The organism is Nonomuraea sp. NPDC050022, from assembly GCF_044460705.1.
Taxonomy (GTDB): Bacteria; Actinomycetota; Actinomycetes; order Streptosporangiales; family Streptosporangiaceae; genus Nonomuraea.
Map to the genome: position 1 here is coordinate 863,542 of NZ_JBITKE010000001.1, position 23,656 is coordinate 887,197.

General features: G+C 71.4%; 18 protein-coding genes. 12 read left to right on the top strand and 6 right to left on the bottom strand.

Translation table 11 applies throughout. The features are described from left to right. Positions 1 to 15 precede the first annotated feature (15 nt). The 6 genes from ACIBO2_RS03720 to ACIBO2_RS03745 are packed head-to-tail and all read left to right on the top strand — an operon-like array spanning position 16 to position 4,783. The gene (locus tag ACIBO2_RS03720; protein ID WP_358536529.1) at positions 16 to 861 is read left to right on the top strand and encodes a 3-hydroxyacyl-CoA dehydrogenase NAD-binding domain-containing protein; all 846 of its coding nucleotides are present in this window, start codon (positions 16 to 18) and stop codon (positions 859 to 861) included. A 25-nt stretch (positions 862 to 886) separates the two neighbouring features. Next, on the top strand, positions 887 to 1,138 hold the full coding sequence (locus ACIBO2_RS03725; RefSeq protein WP_358536531.1) for an acyl carrier protein: 252 nt from the start codon (positions 887 to 889) through the stop codon (positions 1,136 to 1,138). Beyond that, positions 1,135 to 2,292 carry an acyl-CoA dehydrogenase family protein gene (locus ACIBO2_RS03730; RefSeq protein ID WP_358536533.1) on the top strand — a complete coding sequence of 386 codons (1,158 nt, stop codon included), beginning with the start codon at positions 1,135 to 1,137 and terminating at the stop codon, positions 2,290 to 2,292. Before ACIBO2_RS03725 ends, ACIBO2_RS03730 begins: the two co-directional genes overlap by 4 nt. Further along, a complete protein-coding gene (locus tag ACIBO2_RS03735) occupies positions 2,289 to 3,347 on the top strand; it encodes an HAD-IIIC family phosphatase (RefSeq protein WP_358536535.1) in 1,059 nt (352 codons plus the stop codon). Before ACIBO2_RS03730 ends, ACIBO2_RS03735 begins: the two co-directional genes overlap by 4 nt. A 6-nt stretch (positions 3,348 to 3,353) precedes the next feature. Then, complete coding sequence (locus ACIBO2_RS03740) at positions 3,354 to 4,139, top strand: thioesterase domain-containing protein (protein WP_358536537.1); 786 nt, start codon at positions 3,354 to 3,356, stop codon at positions 4,137 to 4,139. After that, a complete protein-coding gene (locus ACIBO2_RS03745) occupies positions 4,136 to 4,783 on the top strand; it encodes a 4'-phosphopantetheinyl transferase superfamily protein (RefSeq protein WP_358536540.1) in 648 nt (215 codons plus the stop codon). The genes ACIBO2_RS03740 and ACIBO2_RS03745 overlap by 4 nt, the downstream gene beginning before the upstream one ends. Here the strand turns inward: ACIBO2_RS03745 and ACIBO2_RS03750 are convergent. The 5 genes from ACIBO2_RS03750 to ACIBO2_RS03770 all read right to left on the bottom strand — a co-directional run bounded on the left by ACIBO2_RS03750 (position 4,778) and on the right by ACIBO2_RS03770 (position 16,206). Beyond that, a complete protein-coding gene (locus ACIBO2_RS03750) occupies positions 4,778 to 5,938 on the bottom strand; it encodes an acyl-CoA dehydrogenase family protein (RefSeq protein WP_397295197.1) in 1,161 nt (386 codons plus the stop codon). The two genes, ACIBO2_RS03745 and ACIBO2_RS03750, sit on opposite strands and share 6 nt — an antisense overlap. Then, positions 5,935 to 9,765 carry an SDR family NAD(P)-dependent oxidoreductase gene (locus ACIBO2_RS03755; protein WP_397295199.1) on the bottom strand — a complete coding sequence of 1,277 codons (3,831 nt, stop codon included), beginning with the start codon at positions 9,763 to 9,765 and terminating at the stop codon, positions 5,935 to 5,937. The genes ACIBO2_RS03750 and ACIBO2_RS03755 overlap by 4 nt, the downstream gene beginning before the upstream one ends. After that, positions 9,762 to 14,474, bottom strand: coding sequence for an SDR family NAD(P)-dependent oxidoreductase (locus tag ACIBO2_RS03760; RefSeq protein WP_397295201.1), 4,713 nt, complete (start codon positions 14,472 to 14,474; stop codon positions 9,762 to 9,764). The genes ACIBO2_RS03755 and ACIBO2_RS03760 overlap by 4 nt, the downstream gene beginning before the upstream one ends. Before the next feature lie 84 nt (positions 14,475 to 14,558). Then, on the bottom strand, positions 14,559 to 15,380 hold the full coding sequence (locus ACIBO2_RS03765; RefSeq protein WP_357942111.1) for an ABC transporter permease: 822 nt from the start codon (positions 15,378 to 15,380) through the stop codon (positions 14,559 to 14,561). After that, positions 15,370 to 16,206 (bottom strand): ABC transporter ATP-binding protein, encoded by an 837-nt coding sequence (locus ACIBO2_RS03770; RefSeq protein ID WP_358536550.1) that lies wholly within the window; start codon positions 16,204 to 16,206, stop codon positions 15,370 to 15,372. Before ACIBO2_RS03770 ends, ACIBO2_RS03765 begins: the two co-directional genes overlap by 11 nt. A 295-nt stretch (positions 16,207 to 16,501) precedes the next feature. Between ACIBO2_RS03770 and ACIBO2_RS03775 the strand changes: the two genes are divergently transcribed. The 6 genes from ACIBO2_RS03775 to ACIBO2_RS03800 all read left to right on the top strand — a co-directional run bounded on the left by ACIBO2_RS03775 (position 16,502) and on the right by ACIBO2_RS03800 (position 22,007). Continuing rightward, complete coding sequence (locus ACIBO2_RS03775) at positions 16,502 to 17,218, top strand: phosphotransferase (RefSeq protein WP_358536552.1); 717 nt, start codon at positions 16,502 to 16,504, stop codon at positions 17,216 to 17,218. After that, positions 17,215 to 17,694 (top strand): DUF1707 domain-containing protein, encoded by a 480-nt coding sequence (locus ACIBO2_RS03780; RefSeq protein WP_358536554.1) that lies wholly within the window; start codon positions 17,215 to 17,217, stop codon positions 17,692 to 17,694. The genes ACIBO2_RS03775 and ACIBO2_RS03780 overlap by 4 nt, the downstream gene beginning before the upstream one ends. Before the next feature lie 63 nt (positions 17,695 to 17,757). After that, positions 17,758 to 19,254: a lanthionine synthetase LanC family protein gene (locus ACIBO2_RS03785; protein WP_397295205.1), complete on the top strand. Its 1,497-nt coding sequence runs from the start codon at positions 17,758 to 17,760 to the stop codon at positions 19,252 to 19,254. Between the two features lie 280 nt (positions 19,255 to 19,534). Then, positions 19,535 to 20,533 carry a winged helix-turn-helix domain-containing protein gene (locus ACIBO2_RS03790; RefSeq protein WP_358536558.1) on the top strand — a complete coding sequence of 333 codons (999 nt, stop codon included), beginning with the start codon at positions 19,535 to 19,537 and terminating at the stop codon, positions 20,531 to 20,533. A gap of 77 nt (positions 20,534 to 20,610) precedes the next feature. Continuing rightward, on the top strand, positions 20,611 to 20,901 hold the full coding sequence (locus tag ACIBO2_RS03795; protein WP_397295207.1) for a hypothetical protein: 291 nt from the start codon (positions 20,611 to 20,613) through the stop codon (positions 20,899 to 20,901). Next, the gene (locus ACIBO2_RS03800; protein WP_358536563.1) at positions 20,898 to 22,007 is read left to right on the top strand and encodes a transglycosylase SLT domain-containing protein; all 1,110 of its coding nucleotides are present in this window, start codon (positions 20,898 to 20,900) and stop codon (positions 22,005 to 22,007) included. Before ACIBO2_RS03795 ends, ACIBO2_RS03800 begins: the two co-directional genes overlap by 4 nt. Here ACIBO2_RS03800 and eccB read toward each other — a convergent pair. After that, on the bottom strand, positions 22,001 to 23,398 hold the full coding sequence (gene eccB, locus ACIBO2_RS03805) for a type VII secretion protein EccB (RefSeq protein ID WP_358536565.1): 1,398 nt from the start codon (positions 23,396 to 23,398) through the stop codon (positions 22,001 to 22,003). The two genes, ACIBO2_RS03800 and eccB, sit on opposite strands and share 7 nt — an antisense overlap. Between the last annotated feature and the right edge of the window lie 258 nt (positions 23,399 to 23,656).

The window sequence follows — 23,656 nt, forward strand, 5'->3', positions numbered from 1 at the left end:
GAATGGAGCAGAGTCATGACAGTGATCGGCGTAGTGGGCGCCGGTGTGATGGGCGTGGGAGTGGCCCAGAACCTGGCCCAGACCGGCCACGACGTGGTCCTGGTCGACAAGGACGAGCAGATCCTCAAGCAGGCGCTCGCGAACATCGAGCGCAACAGCCGGATGAGTCGCCTGATGGGCGGCCCGGCCCTGGACGCGGACGCGATCCTCGCCAGGATCACCACGGCCATCGGCGCCGACGCCCTGGCCAAGGCGGAGATCGTCATCGAGAACGTGACCGAGAACTGGGACGTCAAGCGGGAGGTCTACGAGGCGCTCGACGCGGCCTGCGGCCCCGACACCGTGTTCGTCGTCAACACCTCGGCCATCCCGATCACCAAGGTGGGCGCCGTGACGGGCCGTCCCGACAAGGTCATCGGCGTACATTTCATGAACCCGGTGCCCGCCAAGCCGGCCGTCGAGCTGATCCCCGGCTTCCACACCACCCCCGACACCATCGAGCGGACCAGGAACCTGCTGGCCGCGATGGGCAAGCGGGCCGTCGACGTCAAGGACTCGTGCGGCTTCATCTCCAACCGGGTGCTCATGCTCACCGTCAACGAGGCCGCCTACCTCGTCCACGAGGGCGTGGCCACGGCCGAGTCCGTCGACGAGGTGTTCCGCAGCTGCTTCGGCCACCCCATGGGGCCGCTGGAGACCGCCGACCTGATCGGCGTCGACACCATCCTCTACAGCGTCGAGGTGCTGTACGAGCACTACGCCGACAGCAAGTACCGGCCGTGCCCGCTGCTCAAGCAGATGACCGACGCCGGTCTGCACGGACGCAAGTCCGGCCGCGGCTTCTTCACCTACGCCAACTAAGTAACCACCGAAAAGGAGCTCAGCTATGTCGAACACCGCTGAGGCGCAGATCCTCGCCTTCGTCCGCAGCCGCTACCCGCAGGCCGAGATCACCGCAGACCAGGACATCTTCTCCCTGGGCTTCGTCAACTCGCTGTTCGCGATGGAGCTGGTGATGTTCGTGGAGAAGACCTTCGAGGTCACCATCCCGAACGAGGAGCTGCGCATCGACAACTTCCGGACCGCCGGCTCGATGGCCGAGCTGGTGGGCCGGCTGTCGGAGGAGCTGGCCGCGTGACGATCGTCACCCAGGCACCGGTCGCGCAAAAGACGCTCCCGGTCACCGACCGGGCCAGCGCCCGCGCGTTCGTGGACACCTTCATCGTTCCGTACGCCGAGGCGTACGACCAGGCCGGCTACATCCCCGAGGAACTGCTGGACCGGATGGCCGAGGCGGGTCTGTGGGCCCCCTTCCTGCCCGAGGAGGTGGGCGGCGCCGGAATGGACCTGGTCACCCTCGGCGAGGTCCACGAGGAGGTGGGCCGCGGCTGCTCGTCGGTACGCAGCCTGCTCACGGTCCACACCATGGTGTCGTGGGCGGTGCAGCGGTGGGGCAGCGCGGCGCAGCGGCAGAAGTGGGCTCCGGCCCTGGCCAAGGGCGCGGTCCTGGGCGCGTTCTGCCTGTCGGAGCCGGGCGCGGGCAGCGACACCTCGGGCATCACCACGACCGCCGTCCAGTCCGGTACGGGCTGGGTGCTCAACGGCGGCAAGAAGTGGATCACCGGCGGCCAGCGGGCGGACCTGTACCTGGTTTTCGCCCGCACCGCGTCGAGCATCGGCGCGTTCCTGGTGCCCAGGGAGAGTCCCGGGGTCGAGGTGCGCCCGATCGACGACATGCTGGGCACCCGCGCGTCGATGCTGGCGGAGGTGACGTTCGACGACGTACGCCTCGACGCCGACGCGCTGCTCGGGCCCAGCGGGTTCACCGCGGGCATGGTGCTCACCGGCACGCTCGACCTCGGCCGCTACAGCGTGGCGGCCGGGTCGGTCGGCATCATCCAGGCGTGCCTGGAGGCGTCGGCGACCTACACCTCGGCCCGCGAGGTCGGCGGCTCGGTGCTGCGGGACCTGCCGCTGATCCAGGCCAAGCTGTCCGACATGGTCACCGACGCGCGGGCGGCCCGGCTGCTGCTGGCGGAGGCGGGGCGGCTCAAGGACGCCGGTGAGGCCTCCACGATCATGGCGACCTGGGTGGCGAAGTACTTCGCGTCCACCGCGGCCGCCAGGCACGCGTCGGAGGCGGTCCAGATCCACGGCGCCAACGGCTGCAGCCCCGACTACCCCGTGGCCCGCTTCTACCGGGACGCCAAGGTCATGGAGATCATCGAGGGCAGCAACGAGATCCAGCGGATCACGATCGCCGGCCAGGCGGACCGGGAGGTGACGTCGTGAGTGTGGCCGTACTCCACGAGAAGCCCAAGCAGGGCCGCATCAAGTGCGTCGTGTGGGACCTCGACAACACGCTGTGGGACGGCGTGCTGCTGGAGGACGAGAACGTCAAGGTACGCCCGGCGGTCGTCGAGCACATCAGGCGGCTGGACCGCATGGGCGTGCTGCACTCGGTGGCCAGCAAGAACGATCACGAGGCGGCGTTCGGCAAGCTGCGCGAGCTCGGCCTCGACGACCTGTTCCTCTACCCGCGGATCAACTGGAACGCCAAGTCCGACTCCATCCGCCAGATCTCCAAGGCGCTCAATCTCGGGCTCGACGCGTTCGCGTTCGTGGACGACCAGGAGTTCGAGCGCGCCGAGGTGGCGCACGAGGTGCCGGAGGTGACCTGCGTCGACGTCGCCGACGTGGACGAGGCGCTGGTACGGCCGGAGTTCACCCCCCGCTTCGTCACCGACGAGTCGGCGCAGCGGCGCGGCATGTACCAGGGGCAGATCGCCAGGGACGAGCTGGAGAGCGAGTTCGTCGGCACCAACGAGGAGTTCCTGGCCGGGCTGAAGATGGCCTTCACCATCGCGCCCGCCCAGCGGGAGGACCTCCAGCGGGCCGAGGAGCTGACGGTACGCACCAACCAGCTCAACTCGACCGGCCGCACCTACTCCTACGAGGAGCTGGACGAGCTGCGCGAGTCTCCGGACCACCTGCTGCTGGTGGCCTCGCTGACCGACCGGTTCGGCAGCTACGGCAAGATCGGGCTCGCGCTGGTGGAGAAGGAGGAGACGGTCTGGCGGCTCCGCATGATGCTGATGTCGTGCCGGGTGATGTCGCGCGGTGTCGGAATGGTCATGCTCAACCACGTCATGCGGCTGGCGAAGGAGGCCGGTGTCTCGGTGCGGGCCGACTTCGTGGAGACGGGACGCAACCGGATGATGCAGGTCACCTACGCGTTCGCGGGCTTCAGGGAGGTGGAGCGGAACGGCGCCCACGTGGTGCTGGAGGCCGATCTGACGAACGTGCAGCCGCCTCCGCCGTACGTGAAGCTAGAGATCCTGGATTGAGGCACGATGACCGTCAATGATGTGACCAGCGAAGACGCGATCCAGCGGTGGCTGCCGTTCAAGGCCCAGACCGGCGCGGCGGACGACGCGCTCGCGCTGTTCTGCCTGCCGCACGCCGGGGGCGGAGCCTCCGCCTATCGGGCGTGGCAGCACCGGTTGCCGGGTGTGGCGGTGCTGCCGGTCCAGCCGGCCGGCCGGGAGAACCGGCTGCGCGAACCTCCGTACGAACGGATGGCCCCGTTGGTGTCCGACCTGGCCGACGTCATCCTGGCCGAGGTGAGCGGAGGTCGCCGGTACGCCGTCTATGGACACAGCCTGGGCGCGCTGGTCTCCTTCGAACTGCTGAGGGAGATCCGCCGCCGGGGCGGCCCTGAGCCGGTGCACCTGTTCGTCTCCGGCTGCGTCGCCCCGCACCGGTCGTTCGACGACGGGCCGCCGGTGCGCGGCATGAGCAGCGCCGAGCTGGTGGAGCTGCTGCGCAAGCTCGGCGGGACCCCTGACTGGCTGCTGAACGACCCGTCCGTGCTGGAGATGATCCTGCCCGCCATGCAGGCCGACTTCAGCGTCAAGGAGACCTACGCGTACTACCCCGAGCCCCCGCTGAACGTCCCGATCACCGCGCTGCCGAGCACCGACGACCCGCGGGCCGGCCGGGAGCTGGTGGCCGCGTGGCGGGAGCAGACGACCGGGCGGTTCGACCTGCACACCTACGTCGGCGGGCACTTCGCCGTCTTCGAGCAGGCGAAGCTGACCTACAAGCACGTCTCGGAGGCGCTGCGCGCGTGGGTATGACGCAGCCCAGGGTGTGGAAGATCCACCTCGACCGGCCGTTGGCGCCGGGCGGGTGGCGGTCGCTCTCCGACGCCGAGCGCGAGCGGGCCCGACGGCTCGGCTCGGCCCGGGAGCGGCACCGGTTCATGGTCGCGCACGCCGCGCTCCGCGCCATCCTCGGCGAGGTCTGCGGCGTGCGCGCCGCGCGTCTGGCCTTCGGCACGGAGGAGAGTGGTCGCCCGTACGTAACTCGGTCCCACGGCCGGGGAGCGCCCGATTTCAACCTGTCCCACTCCGAGGAGTGGGCCCTGGTGGCGGTGGCGCCGCCGGGCTCCAGGGTCGGCGTGGATGTCGAGTGGATCCGCGAGGACCTCGACTGCCTGGCGATGGCGGGCAGCATGTACCAGCCGGAGGAGGTCGACCGGCTGCGCGAGGCGGGCCCTTCCGGCCTCCGTACCGGATATTTCCGCCTCTGGACGGCCAAGGAGGCGTACGTCAAAGCCGTCGGGGTGGGCCTGGCCGGGCTCCGCAATGTCCTGGTACGCGAAGAGAGCACGACCCATGGGGCCGTGCTCTCGCCGCCCGGCGCCGCCCTGCCTGTCCGCTGGCTGGACGTCGCGCCGGGTTACGCCGCGGCGGTCGTCACCGCCGGGGCCGCCTCATGACCGCTTAGAGACAGGCACCACGTACCGGCTGAACACCAGGTCGCGCAGTACGTCGTCACCGCCCTCGACGATCGACACATAGCGCACGTCCCGCAGCAGTTTCCCGATGACCGAGTCGTGCGTGTAACCGAGCCCGCCGAACATCTCCGAGGCCGTGGACGCGATCTGCCACCCGGTCTGCCCGCAGAACATCTTCGCGGTGAGCGCCGACTTGAGCGTCCCGACACGCAGGAACTCCTCGCCGGCGTCCGGCCGGGCCGCGACCGCGTCGTACGCGCGAGCCGCCGCCAGGCACTGGTTCGCCATCACGTCGATCTGCATCTCGAACTGGCCCAGCCGGCCGGCGAACACCGCGTTGTTGGCCAGCGGCGAGCCCTTCACCGACTTGGACTTGCCGTACTCCATGCACACGTCGCGCACCCGGCGGGCGATGCCGAGCGCGGTCGTGGCGATGAGGATGCGGCTGGCGTTCAGGCCGACCTCCAGCAGCCGCAGGCCGTTGCCGCGCAGTACGTTGGCCGCGGGCACTCGGCAGTCGGTGAGCGAGACCTGGTAGGTCGCCGACGAGCGCAGCCCGATGACGTCCCACCGCTTGTCCACCCGGATGCCGGGCGTGTCGCGCGGCACCAGGACCGCGAGGTAGCCCGCCGGGTCGTCCTGGGCTCGCGCGATCACCACGATGAACTGCGCGAAGTCGGTGTTGGTGGAGAACGCCTTCTGGCCGTTGAGCACGATCTCGTCGCCGTCGCGGGTCGCCGTGGTGGAGATCCGGGCCAGCTCGCTGCCCGCCGCGTGCTCGCTGCCGAGCGTCGCGCAGAACCCGTTCTCCGCCGCCATACGGCCCAGGTGGCGCTCCCGGAGCTCGGCGGAGCCGTACCACTGGACCATGCTCGTCGTGAGCACCGGGATGAACAGCGTGAACGCCACGCCCGCGTCGGCGTAGGCCAGCTCGGAGACGATGCGGACGCTCTCCTCCAGGCCCAGCCCGAGCCCGCCCGCCTCCTTGGGCAGCCACCAGTTCGCCAGGCCGGTGTCGGCGAAGCGCTTGTAGAGCGGCATCGGCGCCTCGGCCAGCGAGTCCAGGTAGGCGTCCTTGTCGAGCAGCTCGCGCCGGGCGAAGCTCTGGATCTTGCGGAGATACTCGGGCTGCTTCACGCGTCCTCCCTTGAATCGAGCAGAGCGGCGAGCTGGCGGACCGTCGGGCACTCCAGCAGCCCGGTGACCGGCACCGAGGCGTTCAGGGCCTTGCGGATCCGGGTGGTCAGCTCGATCGCGAGCAGCGAGTGGCCGCCGAGCTCGAAGAAGTTGTCCGTGGCGCCGATCGGGTCGATGCCCAGCACCCTCGACCAGATGCCGGACAGCGTGGTCTCGGTGCCCTCGTTCGGCTCGACGTACGGGGTGCTCAGGTCCGGGCGCGGGTGGCGCTCGCGGTCGTCGTCGAGATCGTCGTCGCCGGCGTCATGGATGTCACCGGTGACCCACTGCGCGATGCGCGCCTCCAGCGAGCCGGTCGAGATGACCAGGTGCCCGACGCGGTCGGCGGCCGACAGCGCCCGCTCGAACACGTCCACGCCCTCCGCGGGCGTCATCGCGTAGTCGATCACCGCGCCGCTGTGGCCTTCGAGCCGGTCGGGGTCGATGTTCCAGGTGTCCCAGTCGACGGTGACCCACCGGCCGCCGCCCAGCCGGGCCACGCGGATGTAGGCGTCGAGTGCCGCGTTCGCCGACGCGTACGGCGCCAGCGTCATCCCGCCGAGCACCGCCGCGATCGACGACAGCGTGACGCGCCGGTCGCGGGCCTGCTCTCCCAGTACGGCCTCCAGCACGTGGAAGCCCTTGACCTTGGCGGCCAGGTGGGCGTCGCACTGGTCGCGGTCCATGAGGTGGGCGAAGTTGAAGTAGCCGCCGTCCTGGACGCCCGCGCCGTGCACGGCCACGTCGATGCCGCCGAAGCGCTCGACCGCCGCCTCGACGACCGCCCGCATCCCGGCCTCGTCGGCCACGTCGGCCGACAGGGCGAGCACGGTGGCGCCGCGCTCCTCCAGGTCGCGGATGTTGCGGATGTGCCGTGCCGTACGCTCCCCGCCCTGCGGCACGGAGGCCAGGAAGGCGTCCCACTCCGCGCGGGGCGGCAGCGGGGCGCGGGCGGTGAGCACCAGGCGGCAGCCGTACCGGGCGGCCAGGTGGCGGGAGAGCACGAGGCCGACGTCGCCGAGACCGCCGGTGATCAGCACGGTGTCGCCGTCGCGGAACGGCCGCTCCTCCGGGCCGGGCTCGTCGATGGGGTACTGCTCGTACTGCCGCAGCCACGTCTCGCCCGAGCGCACCGCGACCGGCCCCTCGTGCGGGGCGACGGAGGCGGCCAGGATCTGTGTGGCCAGCTGCTCAGGATCGATGTCGGAGCCGACGTCGATGTGGCGGCAGCGCAGGCGCGGGTTCTCCTGCTGCAGGCTCGGCGCCAGCGCGGCGAGCGTCGCGTGCTCGGGGTGGCGCAGGTCCGAGCCGACCACGCCCACCGCTCCCGACGTCAGCAGGACCAACTCGGCGCGCGGCGCGGAGCCGGTGTTGTCGACGAGCTCGCGGGCCAGCGCGAGCGCGGAGTAGAAGCCGCGGCTCTGCTCGGCGTCGAAGTGGGCGACCGGGTCCGGCCCCGCCTCGGCGGCGGACAGGCTGAAGGCGTGAATGATCGAGCGCGGATTGACCACGAGCGAGTAGAGCACCTCGGCCATGTCGTCCGCCTTGTCGGGGCGGATCGTGAAATGTCCGGCGTCATCCTCGTCGAACCGGTCGCCCCGGCGCACCGCGGTCACCTCGGCGCCCGCCTCGGTCAGCCGCTCGACCAGGGCCTCGCCCCGGTCGTCGTCGGTGAAGACCAGCCAGGGACCGGCCAGCCTGAGCTGCTCGTCCAGGCCGTTGAGGGTCAGGGGCCGCTGCCGCCACGTCGGCAGGTGCGTCCACTTCGAGCGGTCGAACGTCTTGCCGGTGCTCGGGGGCGCGGCCATCATGCTCGGATTGGCCTTGACCCAGAACCGGCGCTTCTGCCAGGGGTAGGTGGGCAGCTCGACCCGCAGGCCCGCGCCCTGGTGCAGGACCGCCCAGTCGATGGCGCTACCGGCCTGCCACAGCCTGCCCAGAGTGGCCAGCAGCCACTCGGCGGCGCTCTCGTCGCCGGCGGGGGTCACCACGATCTCCTCGACTCCGGATGTGTCGGAGGTCGCGTCGTGGAGCAGGCGCACACCGAGCGCGGTGAGCGCCTCGGCGAGCGCCGCGACCGCGTCCTCGGGGGAGGCGCCGATGGTACCGGCAACGCCAGCGGTGCCGGGGCGGGTCAGCCGGTCGGCCGCCGCCCGCAGGTCCGCCCACCAGGCGGCCGGTACGTCGCCGCCCGGCGTGACCAGCCGGACCTTGGGGTTGCGGCGCTGCGTCTTGGCGTCGATCCAGCGCGCCGGATCGCCCAGCGCCGCGACCGCGTCCTCCCGGTCCCGGACCACGATCGCCCGCCGCGTCGCGAAGCCGCCGCGCGACACCTGGAGCGTGTACGCCACATCCGCCAGATCGTCGGCCAGGTCACCGGAGAGGTGCTCCCGCAGCAGACCGGTGAGGTCGGACAGCGCCTGGCCGTCGGCGGCCGAGAACGTCAGCAGGTGCGGTCCCGGCCGGGCCGGCCGCGCCGGCCGTACCGGCGCCTGCTCCAGCACCACGTGCGCGTTGGTGCCGCCGAGCCCGAACGAGCTGACCCCGGCCCGCCGCGGATGCGGACCGGCGGGCCAGGCCCGGTGCTCGGTGAGCACCGTGAACCGGTCCCGCGCCGTCGCCAGCGCCGGGTTGGGCGTCTCGTAGTGCGGGGTGCCCGGCAGCAGCTCGTGCTTGAGGGTGAGAGCGGCGCGCATCAGCCCGGTGACACCGGAGGCGCGGTCGAGGTGACCGATGCTGGGCTTGAGCGAGCCCAGCACGCACGGCGTCTCGCGGGGCTGGGCGAACACCCGGTTCATCGCGGCCAGCTCGATCGAGTCGCCCAGCATGGTGCCGGTCGCGTGGCACTCGACGTAGCCGACGGTGTCGGGCTTGACCCCGGCCACGCCCAGCGCCGACTCGATGACCTCGGCCTGCCCGTCGACGCCGGGCGCGGTGTAGCCGGCGCGGGTCCGGCCGTCGTTGTTGGCCGCCGAGCCGAGGATGACCGCGTGAATGACGTCGCCGTCCTTGAGCGCGTCGGACATGCGCTTGAGCGCGACCGTGCCGACGCCGCTGCCCATGACCGTGCCGCCCGCCTCGGCGTCGAAGCTGCGCACCCGGCCGTCGGGCGACATGATGCCGCCCTGCTCGTACAGGTAACCGGCGGGCTGGGGGAGCGGGGTGAACGCGCCGCCCGCCAGCGCGATGTCGCACTCGTACGTCAGCAGGCTCTGGCAGGCCAGGTGCACCGACACCAGCGAGGTGGAGCAGAAGGTCTGCACGGTGACGGCCGGGCCGCGCAGCCCGAGCTTGTAGGAGACGGTCGAGGCCAGCGAGTCGCGCTCGTTGCCGGTGGCCATGAGCAGCGCGCCGCCCGGCTGACCGGCGAGGTGCTGGATGTTCTGGACGATGTAGTCGGGGAAGCCGCAGCCGGCGAAGACGGCGACCTGTCCCGGCGTGTCGGTCGGGCAGTAGCCCGCGCTCTCCAGCGCCTCCCACGAGCATTCGAGGAAGAGCTTGTGCTGGGGGTCCATCGTCTCGGCCTCGCGCGGGTTGATCCCGAAGACCGTGGCGTCGAACTGGTCGAGGCCGTCGATCGGGCCGCCGACGCGGACGTAGCGCGGGTCGGCCACCTTGCCCGGCTCGACGCCGGACTCGGCCAGCTCCTCGTCGGTGATCTCGCGCAGCCCCTTGATCCCGGCCAGGACATTGCGCCACAGCTCGCCGACGCTGCTCGCGCCCGGAAAGCGACCGGACATCCCGATCAGGGCGACCGCCGAGTCGTAGTCCGTCTCAGTGTCCGTCATGATGCCGCCTTCCCACGGAGCATGTTGCGTCGCTGTTCGATGCGGGACCGCCGCTGGTCAAGGGCCCCGAGGGTCTGCTGGTCCTGCTCGCCCCCCGAGGTCGCGGCTTCGGCGAGCGAGGCCACCGTGGGCGACTGGTAGAGGATGTGCGGGGGCAGGTAGGACAGTTCGAGGGCCTTGCGGACCTCGGCGATGATCTCCATGCCGAGCAGCGAGTTGCCGCCGAGCTCGAAGAAGTTGTCGTGGATGCCGACCTGCTCCAGGCCGAGCGCCTCGGCCCAGACCGCGGTGATGGCCTCCTCAGCTGGTGACTGCGGCTCGACGTAGGCGGTCGACAGCTCGGGCCGCGGGTGGCGGCCGAAGGCGTCGCGGATCTTCTTCACCGTGGCCTGATGGCTCTCGATCGACGAGCGGCGGCTCATCGCGACCAGCGGGGCGAAGTCCTGCGTCGAGGTGATCACGTGGGCCTCGCCGCTGGCCAGCACCCGCAGCAGCGTCTCGTAGCCCTGGTCGAAGGTGATGCCGAAGTTCTCCCGGTACCAGGTGAAGTAGTGCTTGGAGCCCTCGTCGTAGTTCTCCAGGCCGTCGGTCCAACCGTTCCAGGTCCACTCGCACCAGTCGATCGCCGTCACGGTCACGCCGGGCAGCGGGTCGCTCAGCGCGTACGCGTCGAGGAAGGCGTTGGCCGCGCAGTAGTCGACCTGGCCCGCGCCGCCGCCGGTCGCCGACGTGGTGGAGGAGAACAACGCCACGAAATCCACCGGCACATCGCGAAGCGCCTCGCCGATGGCCAGCGTGCCCGCCACCTTCGGCGCCAGCGTGCGCTGGATGTCGGCGGCCGTCTTGAACTGCATCAGGCCGACGGCCGGCACCCCGGCGCAGTGCAGCACGCCGTTGAGCTCGCCGAACGTCTCGATCGCCGCGCCGACCGCCCGCCGTACGTCATCGGGCTGGGAGACGTCACCGGCGACCGTGATGACCTGGATGCCCGCGGCCTCCAGCCGCCGCAGCCCCTCGATCCGCCGGCGTACCTCGTCGGCGGTGCGCTCCGAAGCCAGGATGGGGCCCCACTGGTCCTTGGGCGGCACGGGGGTGCGGCCCATCAGGACGAGGCGGGCCTGGTAGTGCTCGGCGAGCCGTTCGGCCATGGCCAGGCCGATGCCGCCGAGGCCGCCGGTCACGAGGTATGTGCCGCCCCGGCGTACCTGGGCCTTGGGGGCGTCCTGGTCGATGCACGACGCGTCGAGCACCTCGTACTCCGGGACCCAGCGCCGACCACTGCGCAGCCCCACGACCTGGTCGGCGGGCTCGGCACGCAGCTCGGTCAGGAGGTCGCGCGGTGACGACGCCGTGTCGATGTCGATCAGGCGGGTGCGCACGCGCGGATACTCGACCGGGATCAGGCGGGTCGGGCCGAGCAGGGTGCCGCGTTCCGGGATGACCCGGTCGCCGGGGAGCACCCGCTGGCCGCCGATGGTGACGATGTCGAGCGACCACCGCGTGATGCCCATGTCGCCCGCGGCCCGCGCGAGCGCGACCAGGCTGTGCAGGCCGCGCCGCAGGCACTCGTCGGTCGAGTCGGGGTTCTCCTCGGCGGTCCACAGGTGCACCACGCGCTCGGGCTCGAAGTCCCGCTCGGCCAGGGCCCGCAGCGCGCTGACGGCGTCCTCCGGCGAGCCGGGCCGGACCACCAGGCCGTCGGGCCCGGCGGCGAACCGCTCACCGGGACAGACCAGCACCACCTGGTGCCCCGCCGCCTCCAGGTGCGCGCGCAGCGCGGCGGCCAGCGTGTCGGCCCGGCCCGCGTCGGTGTAGACCAGCCAGCGGGCCGCCTCCTCCTCGCGTGCCGGGCGCGGCGCGGTCTGCCGCCAGGTCGGCACGTTGATCCAGCGCTCGTCGGGCAGCCGGGGCAGGGCGTTCAGGATGCTGGTGGGGTCGCTGTCGTCGATCGCGGGCGCGCCGGTGCTCGCCGCGGTCTGGTCGATCTCCAGCCAGTAGTCCTGGTGCTCGAAGGGGTAGGTCGGCAGCGGGATCCGGCCGGGCGTCCAGCCGGTGTGCAGCGCCGCCCAGTCGACGGAGACGCCGGCCAGCCAGAGCTTGCCGACGGCCGTGGCGGTGGCGGCGTGGGTGTCGAGGCGGTCGTTCGCGGCGGGCAGCGTGGTGACGATCAGCGGCCACTGGGCGCGGTCGCACTCCGGGTGGCCGCGGGTGAGCGCGCCGAGCGACTGGCCGGGGCCGATCTCCACCAGGGCGAGGTCGCCGGTGCCGAGCACGTGCGCGAGCCCGGCGCCGAACTCCACGGTCTCGCACATGTGCCGGGACCAGTAGCCGGGGTCGGTGACGACGTCCGCGGTGGCCAGGCGGCCGGTGACGTTGCTGACGTACGGGATGACCGGGGGGTGCAGGGTGACGTTGTCGCTGATCCAGGCGGTCAGCTCGGCGGCCACCGGCTCCAGCATCCGGGAGTGGAAGGCGTGCGTGGTGTCCAGGCGGCGGCAGCCGATCTTCGCCTCCAGCAGCAGCGCGCCGGCCGCCTCGACCGCCGCGACGGGTCCGGCGAGGACCAGCTGCGAGCCGGTGCGCACCGCCACGTCCAGGTCGCGGGTCAGCAGGTCGCCGAGTACCGCGCGCAGCCGCCGCTCGTCGGCGGCCACCGCGAGCATGGCGCCCTCGGGCTGCGAGGTGATCAGCTTGGCCCGGTAGGCGACCAGCCGCAGCGCGTCGGGGAGCGAGAGGACGCCGGACAGGCAGGCGGCCACGTACTCGCCGAGGCTGTAGCCGACCATGATCTCGGGGGCGATGCCCCAGCGGATGAGCTGGCGGGCCAGCGCGTACTCCGCCACGAAGACGGCGGGCTGGATCAGGTGCGCCTCGACCGTGGAGGGGGTCGCCGCGTCGCCGGTCCGGCCCAGGAGCCGGGCCAGGTCGCCGCCCGTGTCCTGGCGCTCGGCGGCCACGAAGACGTCGGACAGCTGCGCGGCCTCGGTGAGCCCGAGGACGGTCAGGCACTCGTCGACGTCGTCGCGGAAGGCGGGCTCGTCGGCGTAGAGGTCGGCCACCATGCCGGGGTACTGCTCGCCGACCCCGGCGATCAGGAAGCCGACCCGGCGGCCCACGGTCGCGTCGTTACGGCCCAGCCGCCCGGCCGGGTCGGCCAGCAGAGTGGCGGCGCGGCCGGTCGAGTCGGCCACGACGACCCTGCGGTGGTTGAAGACCTTGCGGCCGACCTGCAGCGTGTAGGCGACGTCGCCCAGTTCGAGGTCGGAGTCGATGTCCAGCCGGTCGGCGAGCCGGACGCAGGCGTTCTCGGCGGCCGACTCGGAGCGGGCCGACAGCGGCAGCACCTGCCAGCGGCGGGCCCGCTCGGGGCGTCCCTCGGGCCGCGGGGCCTCGGTGACGATGGCGTGCGCGTTCGTGCCGCCCATGCCGAGCGAGCTGATGCCCGCGATCCGGGGCCGGTCGTCGTCACGCGGCCACGGCGTGACCTCGGAGGTGACGCGGAACGGGCTGCTGTCGAAGTCGATCTCCCGGTTCGGGGAGGTGTAGTGCAGGGTGCCCGGGATGAGCTCGTTGCGCAGGGATTGGACGACCTTGATGAGCCCGGTGACGCCCGAGGCCCGGTCGAGGTGGCCGACGTTCGGCTTGATGGAGCCGAGCAGGCAGTATTGCTTGTCCTTGGTGGGGCCAAAAGCGCTGGTCAGGGCGGCGACCTCCATCGGGTCGCCCACCTCGGTCGCGGTGCCGTGCGCCTCGACGTACGAGATCTCCGACGGGTCGACCCCGGCCCGCTCGATCGCCCTGCTGACGCACCTGCGCTGCCCGTCGATGCTGGGCGCGAGGTAGCTGAACTTGAGCGCGCCGTCGTTGTTGATCGCGGAGGCACGGATGACGGCGAGCACGGTGTCGCGGTCGGCGATCGCGCGGTCGAGGCGCTTGAGCGCGACCACGGCGGCCCCGTCGCCGAACATGCTGCCCTTGCCCTCGGCGTCGAACGTGCGCACGTGGCCGTCGGGCGACTCCTGACCGCCCTCCTCCCACAGGTACCCGACCCGGTCGGGGATGCGTACGGACACGCCGCCGGCCAGCGCGATCTCGCAGTCGCCCCGGCGCAGCGCGTCGCTCGCCAGGTGCACGGCGACAAGAGAGGTCGAGCAGAACGTCTGCACGGCCACACTCGGGCCCGAGAGGTTCAGGCGGAAGGAGACGTTCGTGGTGAGCGCGTCCTTGTCGTTGCCGATCATCAGGGCGGACGGGTCGATGCCCATCTCGAACGCCCTCAGCCGGGTCAGCAGGTAGCCGCTGATGTTGGTGCCCGCGAACACGCCCACGCTGCCCCGCGCGTCGGGCGAGCCGTAACCGGCGGCTTCGAGGACCTCCCAAGCCACCTCAAGGAAGATCCGCTGCTGCGGATCGGCCAAGGTCGCCTCACGCGGGTTGTAACCAAAGAATCCGGCGTCGAATCCCCGGATGTTCTCGAGAATCGGCCGGCTTCTCACATAGTTCGGCTGCTGGAAGGTCGCCGGACTGACCCCCGCGTCGATCAGCTCCTCGTCGGAGAATCGGGTGAACGATTCCACGCCGGTGCTGATGTTGCGCCAGAACGTCTCGACGTTGTCCGCCCCGGGGAATCGGCCGGCCATGCCGATGATCGCGATATTCGACTCGTCCGCCGAGTGTTTCGAGTCGCCGGGTGAATGCTGCTGATCCATCAACATGCCTCAATTCCGTACATGTCACTGAATTACTGATAGAAAGGCGAGCGACCCGCGGCCCCCTGACCGCGGGTCGGCACTTCAGAGCAGGTGCCCGCGCCCCCATCCGCGCGTGAGCCTGCGGACGGCGAACGTGCCGGCGACGAGGCCGATCGCCAGCAGCACCCCGGCCGGTGCCAGGGTGCCGGCCGCGTCTCCGCGGACCGCGGCCTGCATCATCGTCAGGGCCCAGTAGCCGGGCGAGATGTGCGCGGCGACCTGGGCCCACTCGGGCATGATGCTCAGCGGCACGAGGGCGCCGCCCAGCGAGCTGAGCGTCAGCGCGCCGACATCGGAGATCACGCTGAGCTCCCCGTGACTGCGGACGATCGTGGCGAGTGCCGCGCCGATCGACAGCAGCGCGAAGGCCCAGATCGCGATCGCGAAGACCACGTACTGCGGGGCCCTCGGGATCGGCAGCCCGATGACGAGGCAGCCGTACACCAGCAGGATCGACTGCTGCACGACCATCACCACGAAGATCGGGATGGTCTTGCCGAGCAGCAGCTCGGTCGCCGGGGCGCGGCTGGCCCGCAGCCGGTCCCAGGTACGCCAGGTGCGCTCGACGAGGATCGCGTTGCCCGCGATGGAGATCGCGAACACCGAGAACATCACCATCAGCCCGGTCGCCACCTGCGTGGCGCCGCCTTCGACGGCCCGGACGTACAGCGGCTTGAGCACCAGCATGAGCACCATCGGCATGGCGACGTAGCTGATCATCTGCCCTGGGTCGCGCAGCCGGATGAGCGTGTTGTGCTTGGCCAGCGCGCCGATGCGGTACGCGGCGCCGCGCAGGTTCTCGACCAGGCCCGCGGGCGGCGGGGGTTCGATCCGCTGCTGGGTGTGGGGGGTGTCAAGGAGCATTGCTGACCGCCAGGGATCTGTAGAGGTCGTCGAGGGAGGGGTTGCGCACGTCGACGGTGCTGATCGGGCGGTCGGCACGGCTGAGCAGGTCGATCAGGGTGTTGGCCGGGTGGGCCGTCGAGACCGTGATCTCCTCTTCGTTGTCGAAGGTGAGCTGCACCTCGCCGGGCAGGCCGTCGACCAGCTCCTCGTGGGTGCCCCTGGCGATGACCCGGCCGTCCCTGACGACCGCGATCGTGGCCTGGAGCTCGGTGAGCTCGGGCAGGTAGTGGGTGGTGTAGACGACGGCGGCGCCCTCGCCCGCGCGCTGCTTGACCACGTCGAGCATCGCCTGCCTGGTCTCCAGGTCGGCGCCGGCCGTCGGCTCGTCGAGCAGCAGCAGCGCCGGCCGGTGGATGAGCGCGGTGGCCGCCTGGGTCCTGCGCTGCTGGCCGCCGGACAGGACCGCCGCGTGCCGGTCGATGAAGTCGCTCAGCCGCAGGGCGGCCACGATGTCGTCGATGGCGGTGGTGAGCGCCTGGCCACGCAGCCCGGCCAGCTTGCCGAACAGCTCCAGGTGCTCCCTGACGCTGACGGACGGGTAGAGCGCGATGTGCTGCGGTGCGACTCCGACCTGGCCTTTGACGGCGGACGGTGGCTTACCGTCGATGGTGACGTGGCCGCCGTCCGGTCGGGTCAGGTACGACACGATCTCCACGAAGGTCGTCTTGCCCGCGCCGTTGTGCCCCACGAGCCCGACGATCTCGCCCGCGGCCACGCTCAGGCTGAACTCGTCGAGGGCTCTGACCGGGCCATAACACTTGACAAGATCGATTGCCTCCAGCAATGTGTCACCTCCTCCAGTATTCACACCGAATGCGACGTCTACCCTTTGTCGGAAATTAATCGGTTGAATACGATTAACTGGGTGTTGCTGGCTACGATAGCGGGAGCCGGCCCAAGTGGCCGATGGCAGGAAGTGGCAGGAAAGAGTAGGCCACTGACCCTCTGCGGGATTTTGCCGCCATAACTGGTAAGTCCGCACTACAGGCCCGCTGTCATCAAATGACGGTAATTTGCTGCCAGCGCACCCGCTATCGCACAACTAGAATGACTCACCTTTACCGCATAATCTGACCACCATGCGTGTGGGAACGTTGCTCGCGGCAGGGCAGGACTGCGACGTGTACGAGGCCGGGACCGGCAAGGTGATCCGGCGGGCCCGCGACGGCCGCAGCCTCGAACGCGAGGCGTCGGTCATGCGGCACGCCCGCAGGCAGGGCTTTCCGGCGCCCGAGGTCTTCGACGCCGACGGGTCCGACATCCTCATGGAGCGGGTCGTGGGCGTCAGCGTGTCACGCGATGCCACCCGGCGGCCGTGGCGGGCGCCCGCGTACGGGCGCCTCCTGATGGAGTTGCTCCAGCGGCTGGCCACCGTACGCGCGCCCGGCTGGCTGCCCGCCGCCGAGGGAGCGCCCGGCAACAACCTGCTCCACCTGGACCTGCACCCCGGCAACGTGCTCGTCACCGGCGACGGCCCCCGGGTCATCGACTGGGCGAACGCCGGCCGTGGCGCGCCGGCCGCCGATGTGGCGTGCACCTGGCTGATCATCGCCGCCGCCCCCGTGTCCGGGCCGGTCCGGCGGGCCGGGCGCCTCCTCATGGCGAAGGCGTTCGCCGACGTCGTCGACCGCCCGGCCGTGCTGCCCTACCTGACCGCGATGGCCGAGCGCCGCCGCGACGACGACAACACCCACGACGCCGAGCGGGCCGCCATCGACCGCCTGCTCGCCCGCGAGACCGCGACATCCTCCCCACGGCTCACGCCGAAAGACTCCACGCTCAAGGAGAACCGATGAACGAGCGGCGAAAGATCCGGGCGTCGGACGGCGATCGCGAGGTGGTCGCCGAACGGCTCAGCTCCGCGCTGGCCGAGGGCCGCCTGAGCATGCAGGAGTACGACGACCGGCTGGGCCGGGCCTTCCAGGCGGTGACGTACGGCGAACTGGCGGATCTCCTGGGCGACCTGCCCCGCGCGAAGGCGAAACCGCAGCCCGCGCCGCGTGGGGCGGCGGTCTCGGCCGGACTGCTGGCGACGCTGCCGAGATGGCTCAGGATCCTCTGGGCGATCTGGGCCGTGAAGGTGTCGATCAATGTCGTGGTCTGGGTCATGCTCAGCGTGTCCGACGCGTCCCTGGTGTACTTCTGGCCTATGTGGATCATCGGGCCGCCGGGCGCCGCGCTGGTCGGGCTGTCGGTCGCGACCACCATGATGCGCCGTGGCCGCGTCCCGGTGGAAGCCACCGCGACGCCCTCGCCCCTCGACGGCGGCTGACTGCCCGGAAAGCGGTGACGCCAACCCTTAATTTCCTACCAAATGTGTGGGATAATGGTCGGCATGAGCTTGGATCGGACGCGCTCATCGAGCGAGCGTGCTGAGACACCGCTGACCGCCGCCATCATGGCCGGCCGCTGGATTCGCTCGGCGGCCGTCGACGACGAGCGCGGCCGGCACTGGCGGGCCAACCCCGACCCTCGGGGCAGGTCGGCCCTCGCCGCCGAACCGGCCTCGCTCTACGCGGGGGCGGCGGGCATCGTGCTGTTCTTCCTGGAGCTGGCCGCGGCGACAGGGCATGAGGCGTACCTCGACGAGGCCCGCGCGGGCGCCCGCTACCTCTCCGGGACCTGGGCGAACCAGACCAGCCTGTCGCTCTATCACGGTCTGTCCGGCACGGTGGTCGCACTCGCCGAGGCCGGCTGGGTGCTGGGGGACGGGGAGTTCGAGGCGGCCGCCGTGGCCGCCGCCGACCGGATCGTCCGCTCCGCCCGCCCGCTCGACGGCGGCCCCGGCTGGTCGCGCGATCCCGCGCAGAGCGGCGACGGCGGCGTGGTGCTCGGCCTGCTGCACGCGTCCTCGATGCTCGGCATGCCCGCCTACCAGGACCTGGCCGTCGAGGCGGGCGCCCGCATCGCCCGCCTGGCCGTGCCCGGCCACCTGTTCGGCCACTCCACCGGCCTGCCCGACGGGCGGACCTGGCCCGGCGATGGGACCCTGTCCGACGCGCAGACCTGGCCCGGCGATGGGACCCTGTCCGACGGGCAGACCTGGCCCGGTGACTGCTCCGACCTGCCGGGAAAGGCCCGCGACGCGGCCGGTGGCCGGGCCGATCTGCCGGTGGACGCCGTCACCCCGGGTTTCCTGTCCGGCACGGCGGGCACGGCGTTCCTGCTCGCCCGCCTGTACGGCGTCACCGGCGACCCGCTCTTCCTCGACGCGGCCCGCAGAGGCGCCGGCTTCGTCCAGATGGTCAGCGTCGTGGCCGGGAGGTGCGCCGCCGTGCCGCACCACGTCCCGCAGGGCCGGGGGCTGCACTACCTGGGCTTCTGCTCGGGCTCGGCCGGGGTGGCACGGCTGTTCTACGAGCTGTACCGGGTCACGGGCGAGGCCGACGACCTGGCCTGGTGCGAGCGGCTGGCGCACGGCATCGTCGAGAGCGGCGTCCCCCACCGCCGTACCCCGGGCTTCTGGAACGTCTCCTGCCAGTGCTGCGGCACGGCAGGGCTGTTGGAGCTGTTCGTGGGGTTGTGGGCGGCGACGGGGCGCAAGTCGTACCTGGACTTCGCGAGTGTGCTCGCCGAGCACCTGATCGGCCGCGCGGTCGACCACGACGGGCGGGGGCTGCGCTGGTACCAGGCATATCGGCGGCTGCGTCCCGGTGAGGTGTCGGCGGACACGGGCTACATGATCGGCGCGGCGGGCATCGGCGCCGCGCTCCTGCACCTGGACGCGGCCCTCCAGGGCGACCAGGCCCGGCGGGTGATCCTGCTGCCGGACAACCCGTTCCCCTCGATCCCCGTGCCCGCGCACCGTCTGAGCCGTCCCGGCGCGGAATAGGAAGCCGACGCATGGTGCTGTAAGTGACTTGTAAGTCAGATGTGAGCGTTGAGGCCTACGTTCCTTTTGCCACAACACAGGCGGGAACATCCTGAACGGAGCGCATCCAATGCGACTGACGGCCAAGAGCGTCCGCATCACCTGAGCATGAGGGTGACCACATAGCCGGTGGGGGCCGGAAGGTGCAGGTCCGGCCCCCACCTCATGCGGCATGTACGGATCTTTTCAGCTTATTTGAAGCATCCATCCAGATACGTCAGCTTTGCCTACAGTACGACCCGTGGGGGCTCCGGTAATCAGAACGAACGTGTGGAGCGAGCTACGAGTGACCTCCGCTCCTCAGCTGTCCGTGTCGATCTCTCCGAACCTGACCGCTCTCGCCATGATCGCCGACGCGCTGGCCGGCCGCCGGCGCGGACTGCCCGAGCTGTGGCGGCGCGCGGTCCAATCGAGGGTGAGCCCGCTGGGACGCGAGGCGGTCCTTCCGCTCGCCGCTCCCGGCTACTCCGTCGTGCCCGACAGCGTCGCGCCGATCACCCCCATGGACGACATGTCCGTGTCGGCCCAGGTGAGCGCGCTGAGCGACATTCCACCCGAGTCCTTGATCAAGGACCTGGAGCAGGCGTTCGGCGACGGATCGCTGCCGACGCACTGGAGGGCCGCCGCCGAACGGCCCGGCCGCTGGCTGCGCGGGTACGCCACCGCGCTCAACGACGTCTGGCACACCACCGAGCCGCTGTGGCAGCGGGCGCGGCCCCTGCTCGACCGGGAGATCGAGCGCGTCGGCATCACCTCCGTCCGCGGCGGGCCCGAGCTGCTGCTGGGCGCACTGAACGACCGCATCCGGTACGGCGAGCGCGGCCTGCTGATCGCCGACATCGAGGCCAGCACGTACGAGCTGGGCAACCGCCGGATCATCCTGGTGCCGATGCTGGCGGGCAAGGACGCCGTGATCGTCAGCCTGGACCATCCCGACGCGGTGTGGATCGCCTACCCGGTCCCCGGCGCCGAGTCGCTGTGGCGCCGGCCCGTCGCGCCCGCCGTGGACGAGCTGTCCGCCCTGGTCGGCCCGGTGCGCGCCGAGCTGCTCTGCCAGCTGGACCAGCCCATGACGATGAGCATGCTGGCCGCCAACGTCAAGATCGCGCCCAGCGGGATCACCTATCACTGCGACCGGCTGCACGCCGCGCGGCTGATCAGCAGGGAGCGGCGGGGACGCGAGGTCTGGATCGCCCGCACCGACCGGGCGGAGGAACTGCTGTCGCTCTTCCGCCGCTGAGAGGGCTGAGCTTGAGACCCTGAGACGGCTGCGCTTGCGACGCCGAGAGGGCTGAGTTCCGACCGAGGAGATCTACTGTGGTCCTGAAATATCACCGTGAAGCGCTCGACGGGTGCGGAACGGCGGCGAAGAACGCCTCCGGCGCCTACGCCGAGGTCGCCGCGTCCGTGTCCGGCGCGGCGATCGACCGGGCCGCCTTCGGCCGGCTCGACAACTCCGGAGCGCTGGCGGCGGCGGTGAGCGAGCTGACCGCGGCCGCCGGGACCACCGCGCGGACGCTCGGCGGGCATCTCCAAGCGGTGGAGCAGGCGCTGGACGCCGTGGACCGGACGTTCACGGGTGCCGACGGGGCCGCGGTGCGCCGGTGAGCGCCATCGACGACGTGCGAGGCGTCCCCGGCGGCGCCGAGCTGGCCACGCTGGCCGCGACGCTGGTGGGCGACCCCGGCGCCGTGGGCCGCGTCGTCGGCGTGTGGCAGGCGGCGGCCGACACCGGCCGGGGCCAGACCGCCGCGGTCAGGTCGGCCGTCGGCGATCTGGACGCCGCCTGGCAGGGGGCGAGCGCCGACGCGTTCGTCACGTACATGGACCGGGCCGGAAAGGTCGGCGACACGCTGCAGAGCGTGCTGTCGCAGTGCGCCACGCACCTGGCCAGTGCCGCCGAGGCCCTGCGGACGGCCGAGTCCCAGGCGAACGGGATCTGCCAGAACTACGCCGCCGCCGTACGCGACTTCCAGGCCAGGAACCCGCAGGCCACACAGGACCAGATCCTGCAGGGCGTGCAGGGGCTGGCCGGCGAGGCCCGCAAGCAGCTGGCGGAGCAGCGGACGACCGCGAACACCGCTCTGGGCACGGCCGCGGCCGGCATCCGGGGCCTGCTCGGTGGCCTGGGCAGATCCACCGAGAACTGGCCGGAGCCGGACACGGAGCCCTTCGCCCCAGGTCCGGGGAAGGCCCTGGACTGGACCCCGTCGCGGCAACAGAACAGCACGACCCTCGCTGAGGCGAGCGGGACGAACGGGACCAGCGGGACGAAGGGCCAATCGCCGAGCCTGCCCGGTTTTGGTGGGTATGGGCCGAGCGGTCCGCCCCCGGCCGGCGGCGGACCGGCCCCGCAGGGACAGGTGGCCGACTGGATCACGCAGGCCGTCAACGTCCTCAAGGCGCAGGGCTACCCGGTCGAGAAGATGAACGCCAACGACATCTGGACCATCATCCGGCACGAGTCGGGCGGCAACCCCAACGCGATCAACAACTGGGACTCCAACGCCGCCAAGGGCACGCCGTCCAAGGGGCTCATGCAGACGATCGACCCCACGTTCAACCGGTGGAAGCTGCCGGGGCACGAGAACATCTACAACCCGGTCGACAACATCATCGCCGGGGTCCGCTACGCCATCGAGCGCTATGGCTCGGTCTCCAACGTGCCCGGCGTCGTCGGCACGAAGACCGGCAGCGCTTACCGGGGTTACTGAGCCGTTGAGGCAGTGGAGACGGGCTTGGCGGCGCGTGCCGGGTCGAGCACCGGCCCCTCGGGGATGAGCTGCAGCACGTTGGCGGGCACCGGGGTGGCGCGCTTGGCGTCGTACCCCAGTTTGCCCAGCACGTCCGCGTTCGGCACGGCGTAGCGCCGCCCCTCGTCCGTCACCAGGTAGTACGACTGCACCGCGTCGAGCTGGCCGTCACCGGGCAGGACGCCGGCGACGATCGCCCGGCCCGGCGGCAGCCGTACGAGATCCGTGGCGTCGCCGTGCGGCGCGGGCAGCGTGCCGCCCGACATGAGCCGGGCGCGGGCCGAGCCCTTGTCGGCGTCGGCGTAGACCGCGCAGAGCGGGCTCGCCGGGTCGTAGGCCGTCATCTTCGGCATCGACGCGGGCAGGCCGTCGGCCGGGAGCTTGGTGCGGGAGCGCGGGGCGGCGTTGGCCGTCGCCGCGTCGATCTTGACCTCGGCGGTCGTGCCGCCGCTGTAGGCCGCCGGGTCGCTCAGCAGGAGCGTCGCCTGCGTACGCGTGACGGGCGCCAAGCCGTCGGCCAGCTGCACGTACCAGCGCGGCTCGCCCCCGGCGACGGCCGTGGCCCGGAAGACCTGCCCCACGGCGGCCTTCTCGCCACCGGGCCCGGTCACCGGCCGCCCCCGCCCCTCGATCGCGGGCGCGGCCAGGTCGGGCCCTTCCGGAAGCGCGTTCAACCAGGCCACGGGCACGGCCGCCGGGTCGGTGCCGCTCAGCCCGCGCGCGATCCCGGCGGGCACACGCATCCGCGCGCCACGCCAGATCGCCCAGGTCTGCCCGCCGACGTCCACGAGCATCGCGCTGTCCTCGGCGAGCGGCCGGTCGCCCGCCTGCCGCCCGGCGATCAGCGTCACGTACGGCTTGCGCCCCGTATCGCTCTCGCGCTCCTGAACGCAGACCGACCAGGGACCGGAGGCGAGCCGATCGGCGCCCGGCAGCGAGTCGGGCGCTCCCGGGATGCCGACCGGTGTGCCGCGCTCGTACGAGCTCAGCGCCTCCCTGGCGACCACCCGCTCGGTGATCTGCGGCGAGTCGAGCACGAGCCGGGCCGAGGCGTAGTTGGCCACCGGGATCAGCCTGCGCTGGGGCTGGCTGTAGACGTAGCGGGCCCCGGTCTCGCGTTCGATGATCAGTGTCCCCGGGTCCCGCAGCGCCTTGGTGCCGCTCGGCCGGAGCAGCCCGACGACCGCGAACCCGACACCCAGCAACACGGCGACCATCGCGCCGGCCAGGAAGCCGATGTTCTGGCGGCGCAGCGGCCACTCGGGCTGGTTCGGCTGGGCCCGCATCAGCGCCAGGCCGATGCGCTGGACCGTGAGCCGGTACGCCTGGTAGAGGTCGCGCTGGCTGTGCACGCCCACCTCCCCGGAATTCGCCCGGCCCAATTTATCCAGATAAGAGCGGGCAGAGCGCGATACTTCAACAGTTCTGTAATGGACATGCGCGCCGCGCACCCTCGGCCGCCACCAGGCGTTTGTGGTCGTCGGCGCGGGCCGCCTGCTCGACGTCGCTCGGTTCGACGTCGCTTGGTTCGACTCGACATCGCTCGGTTCGACATCGTGCAGGCGATCGTGCGTCGGCGCATCCTGACGCTGCCCGCCCCTGCCAGAGCA

Excerpts from the sequence above, each read along its gene's own strand:
- ACIBO2_RS03720 (WP_358536529.1), top strand. The coding sequence starts at position 16 with ATGACAGTGATCGGCGTAGTGGGCGCCGGTGTGATGGGCGTGGGAGTG.
- ACIBO2_RS03725 (WP_358536531.1), top strand. The coding sequence starts at position 887 with ATGTCGAACACCGCTGAGGCGCAGATCCTCGCCTTCGTCCGCAGCCGC.
- ACIBO2_RS03740 (WP_358536537.1), top strand. The coding sequence starts at position 3,354 with ATGACCGTCAATGATGTGACCAGCGAAGACGCGATCCAGCGGTGGCTG.
- ACIBO2_RS03745 (WP_358536540.1), top strand. The coding sequence starts at position 4,136 with ATGACGCAGCCCAGGGTGTGGAAGATCCACCTCGACCGGCCGTTGGCG.
- ACIBO2_RS03755 (WP_397295199.1), bottom strand. The coding sequence starts at position 9,765 with ATGACGGACACTGAGACGGACTACGACTCGGCGGTCGCCCTGATCGGG.
- ACIBO2_RS03760 (WP_397295201.1), bottom strand. The coding sequence starts at position 14,474 with ATGGATCAGCAGCATTCACCCGGCGACTCGAAACACTCGGCGGACGAG.
- ACIBO2_RS03765 (WP_357942111.1), bottom strand. The coding sequence starts at position 15,380 with ATGCTCCTTGACACCCCCCACACCCAGCAGCGGATCGAACCCCCGCCG.
- ACIBO2_RS03775 (WP_358536552.1), top strand. The coding sequence starts at position 16,502 with ATGCGTGTGGGAACGTTGCTCGCGGCAGGGCAGGACTGCGACGTGTAC.
- ACIBO2_RS03780 (WP_358536554.1), top strand. The coding sequence starts at position 17,215 with ATGAACGAGCGGCGAAAGATCCGGGCGTCGGACGGCGATCGCGAGGTG.
- ACIBO2_RS03785 (WP_397295205.1), top strand. The coding sequence starts at position 17,758 with ATGAGCTTGGATCGGACGCGCTCATCGAGCGAGCGTGCTGAGACACCG.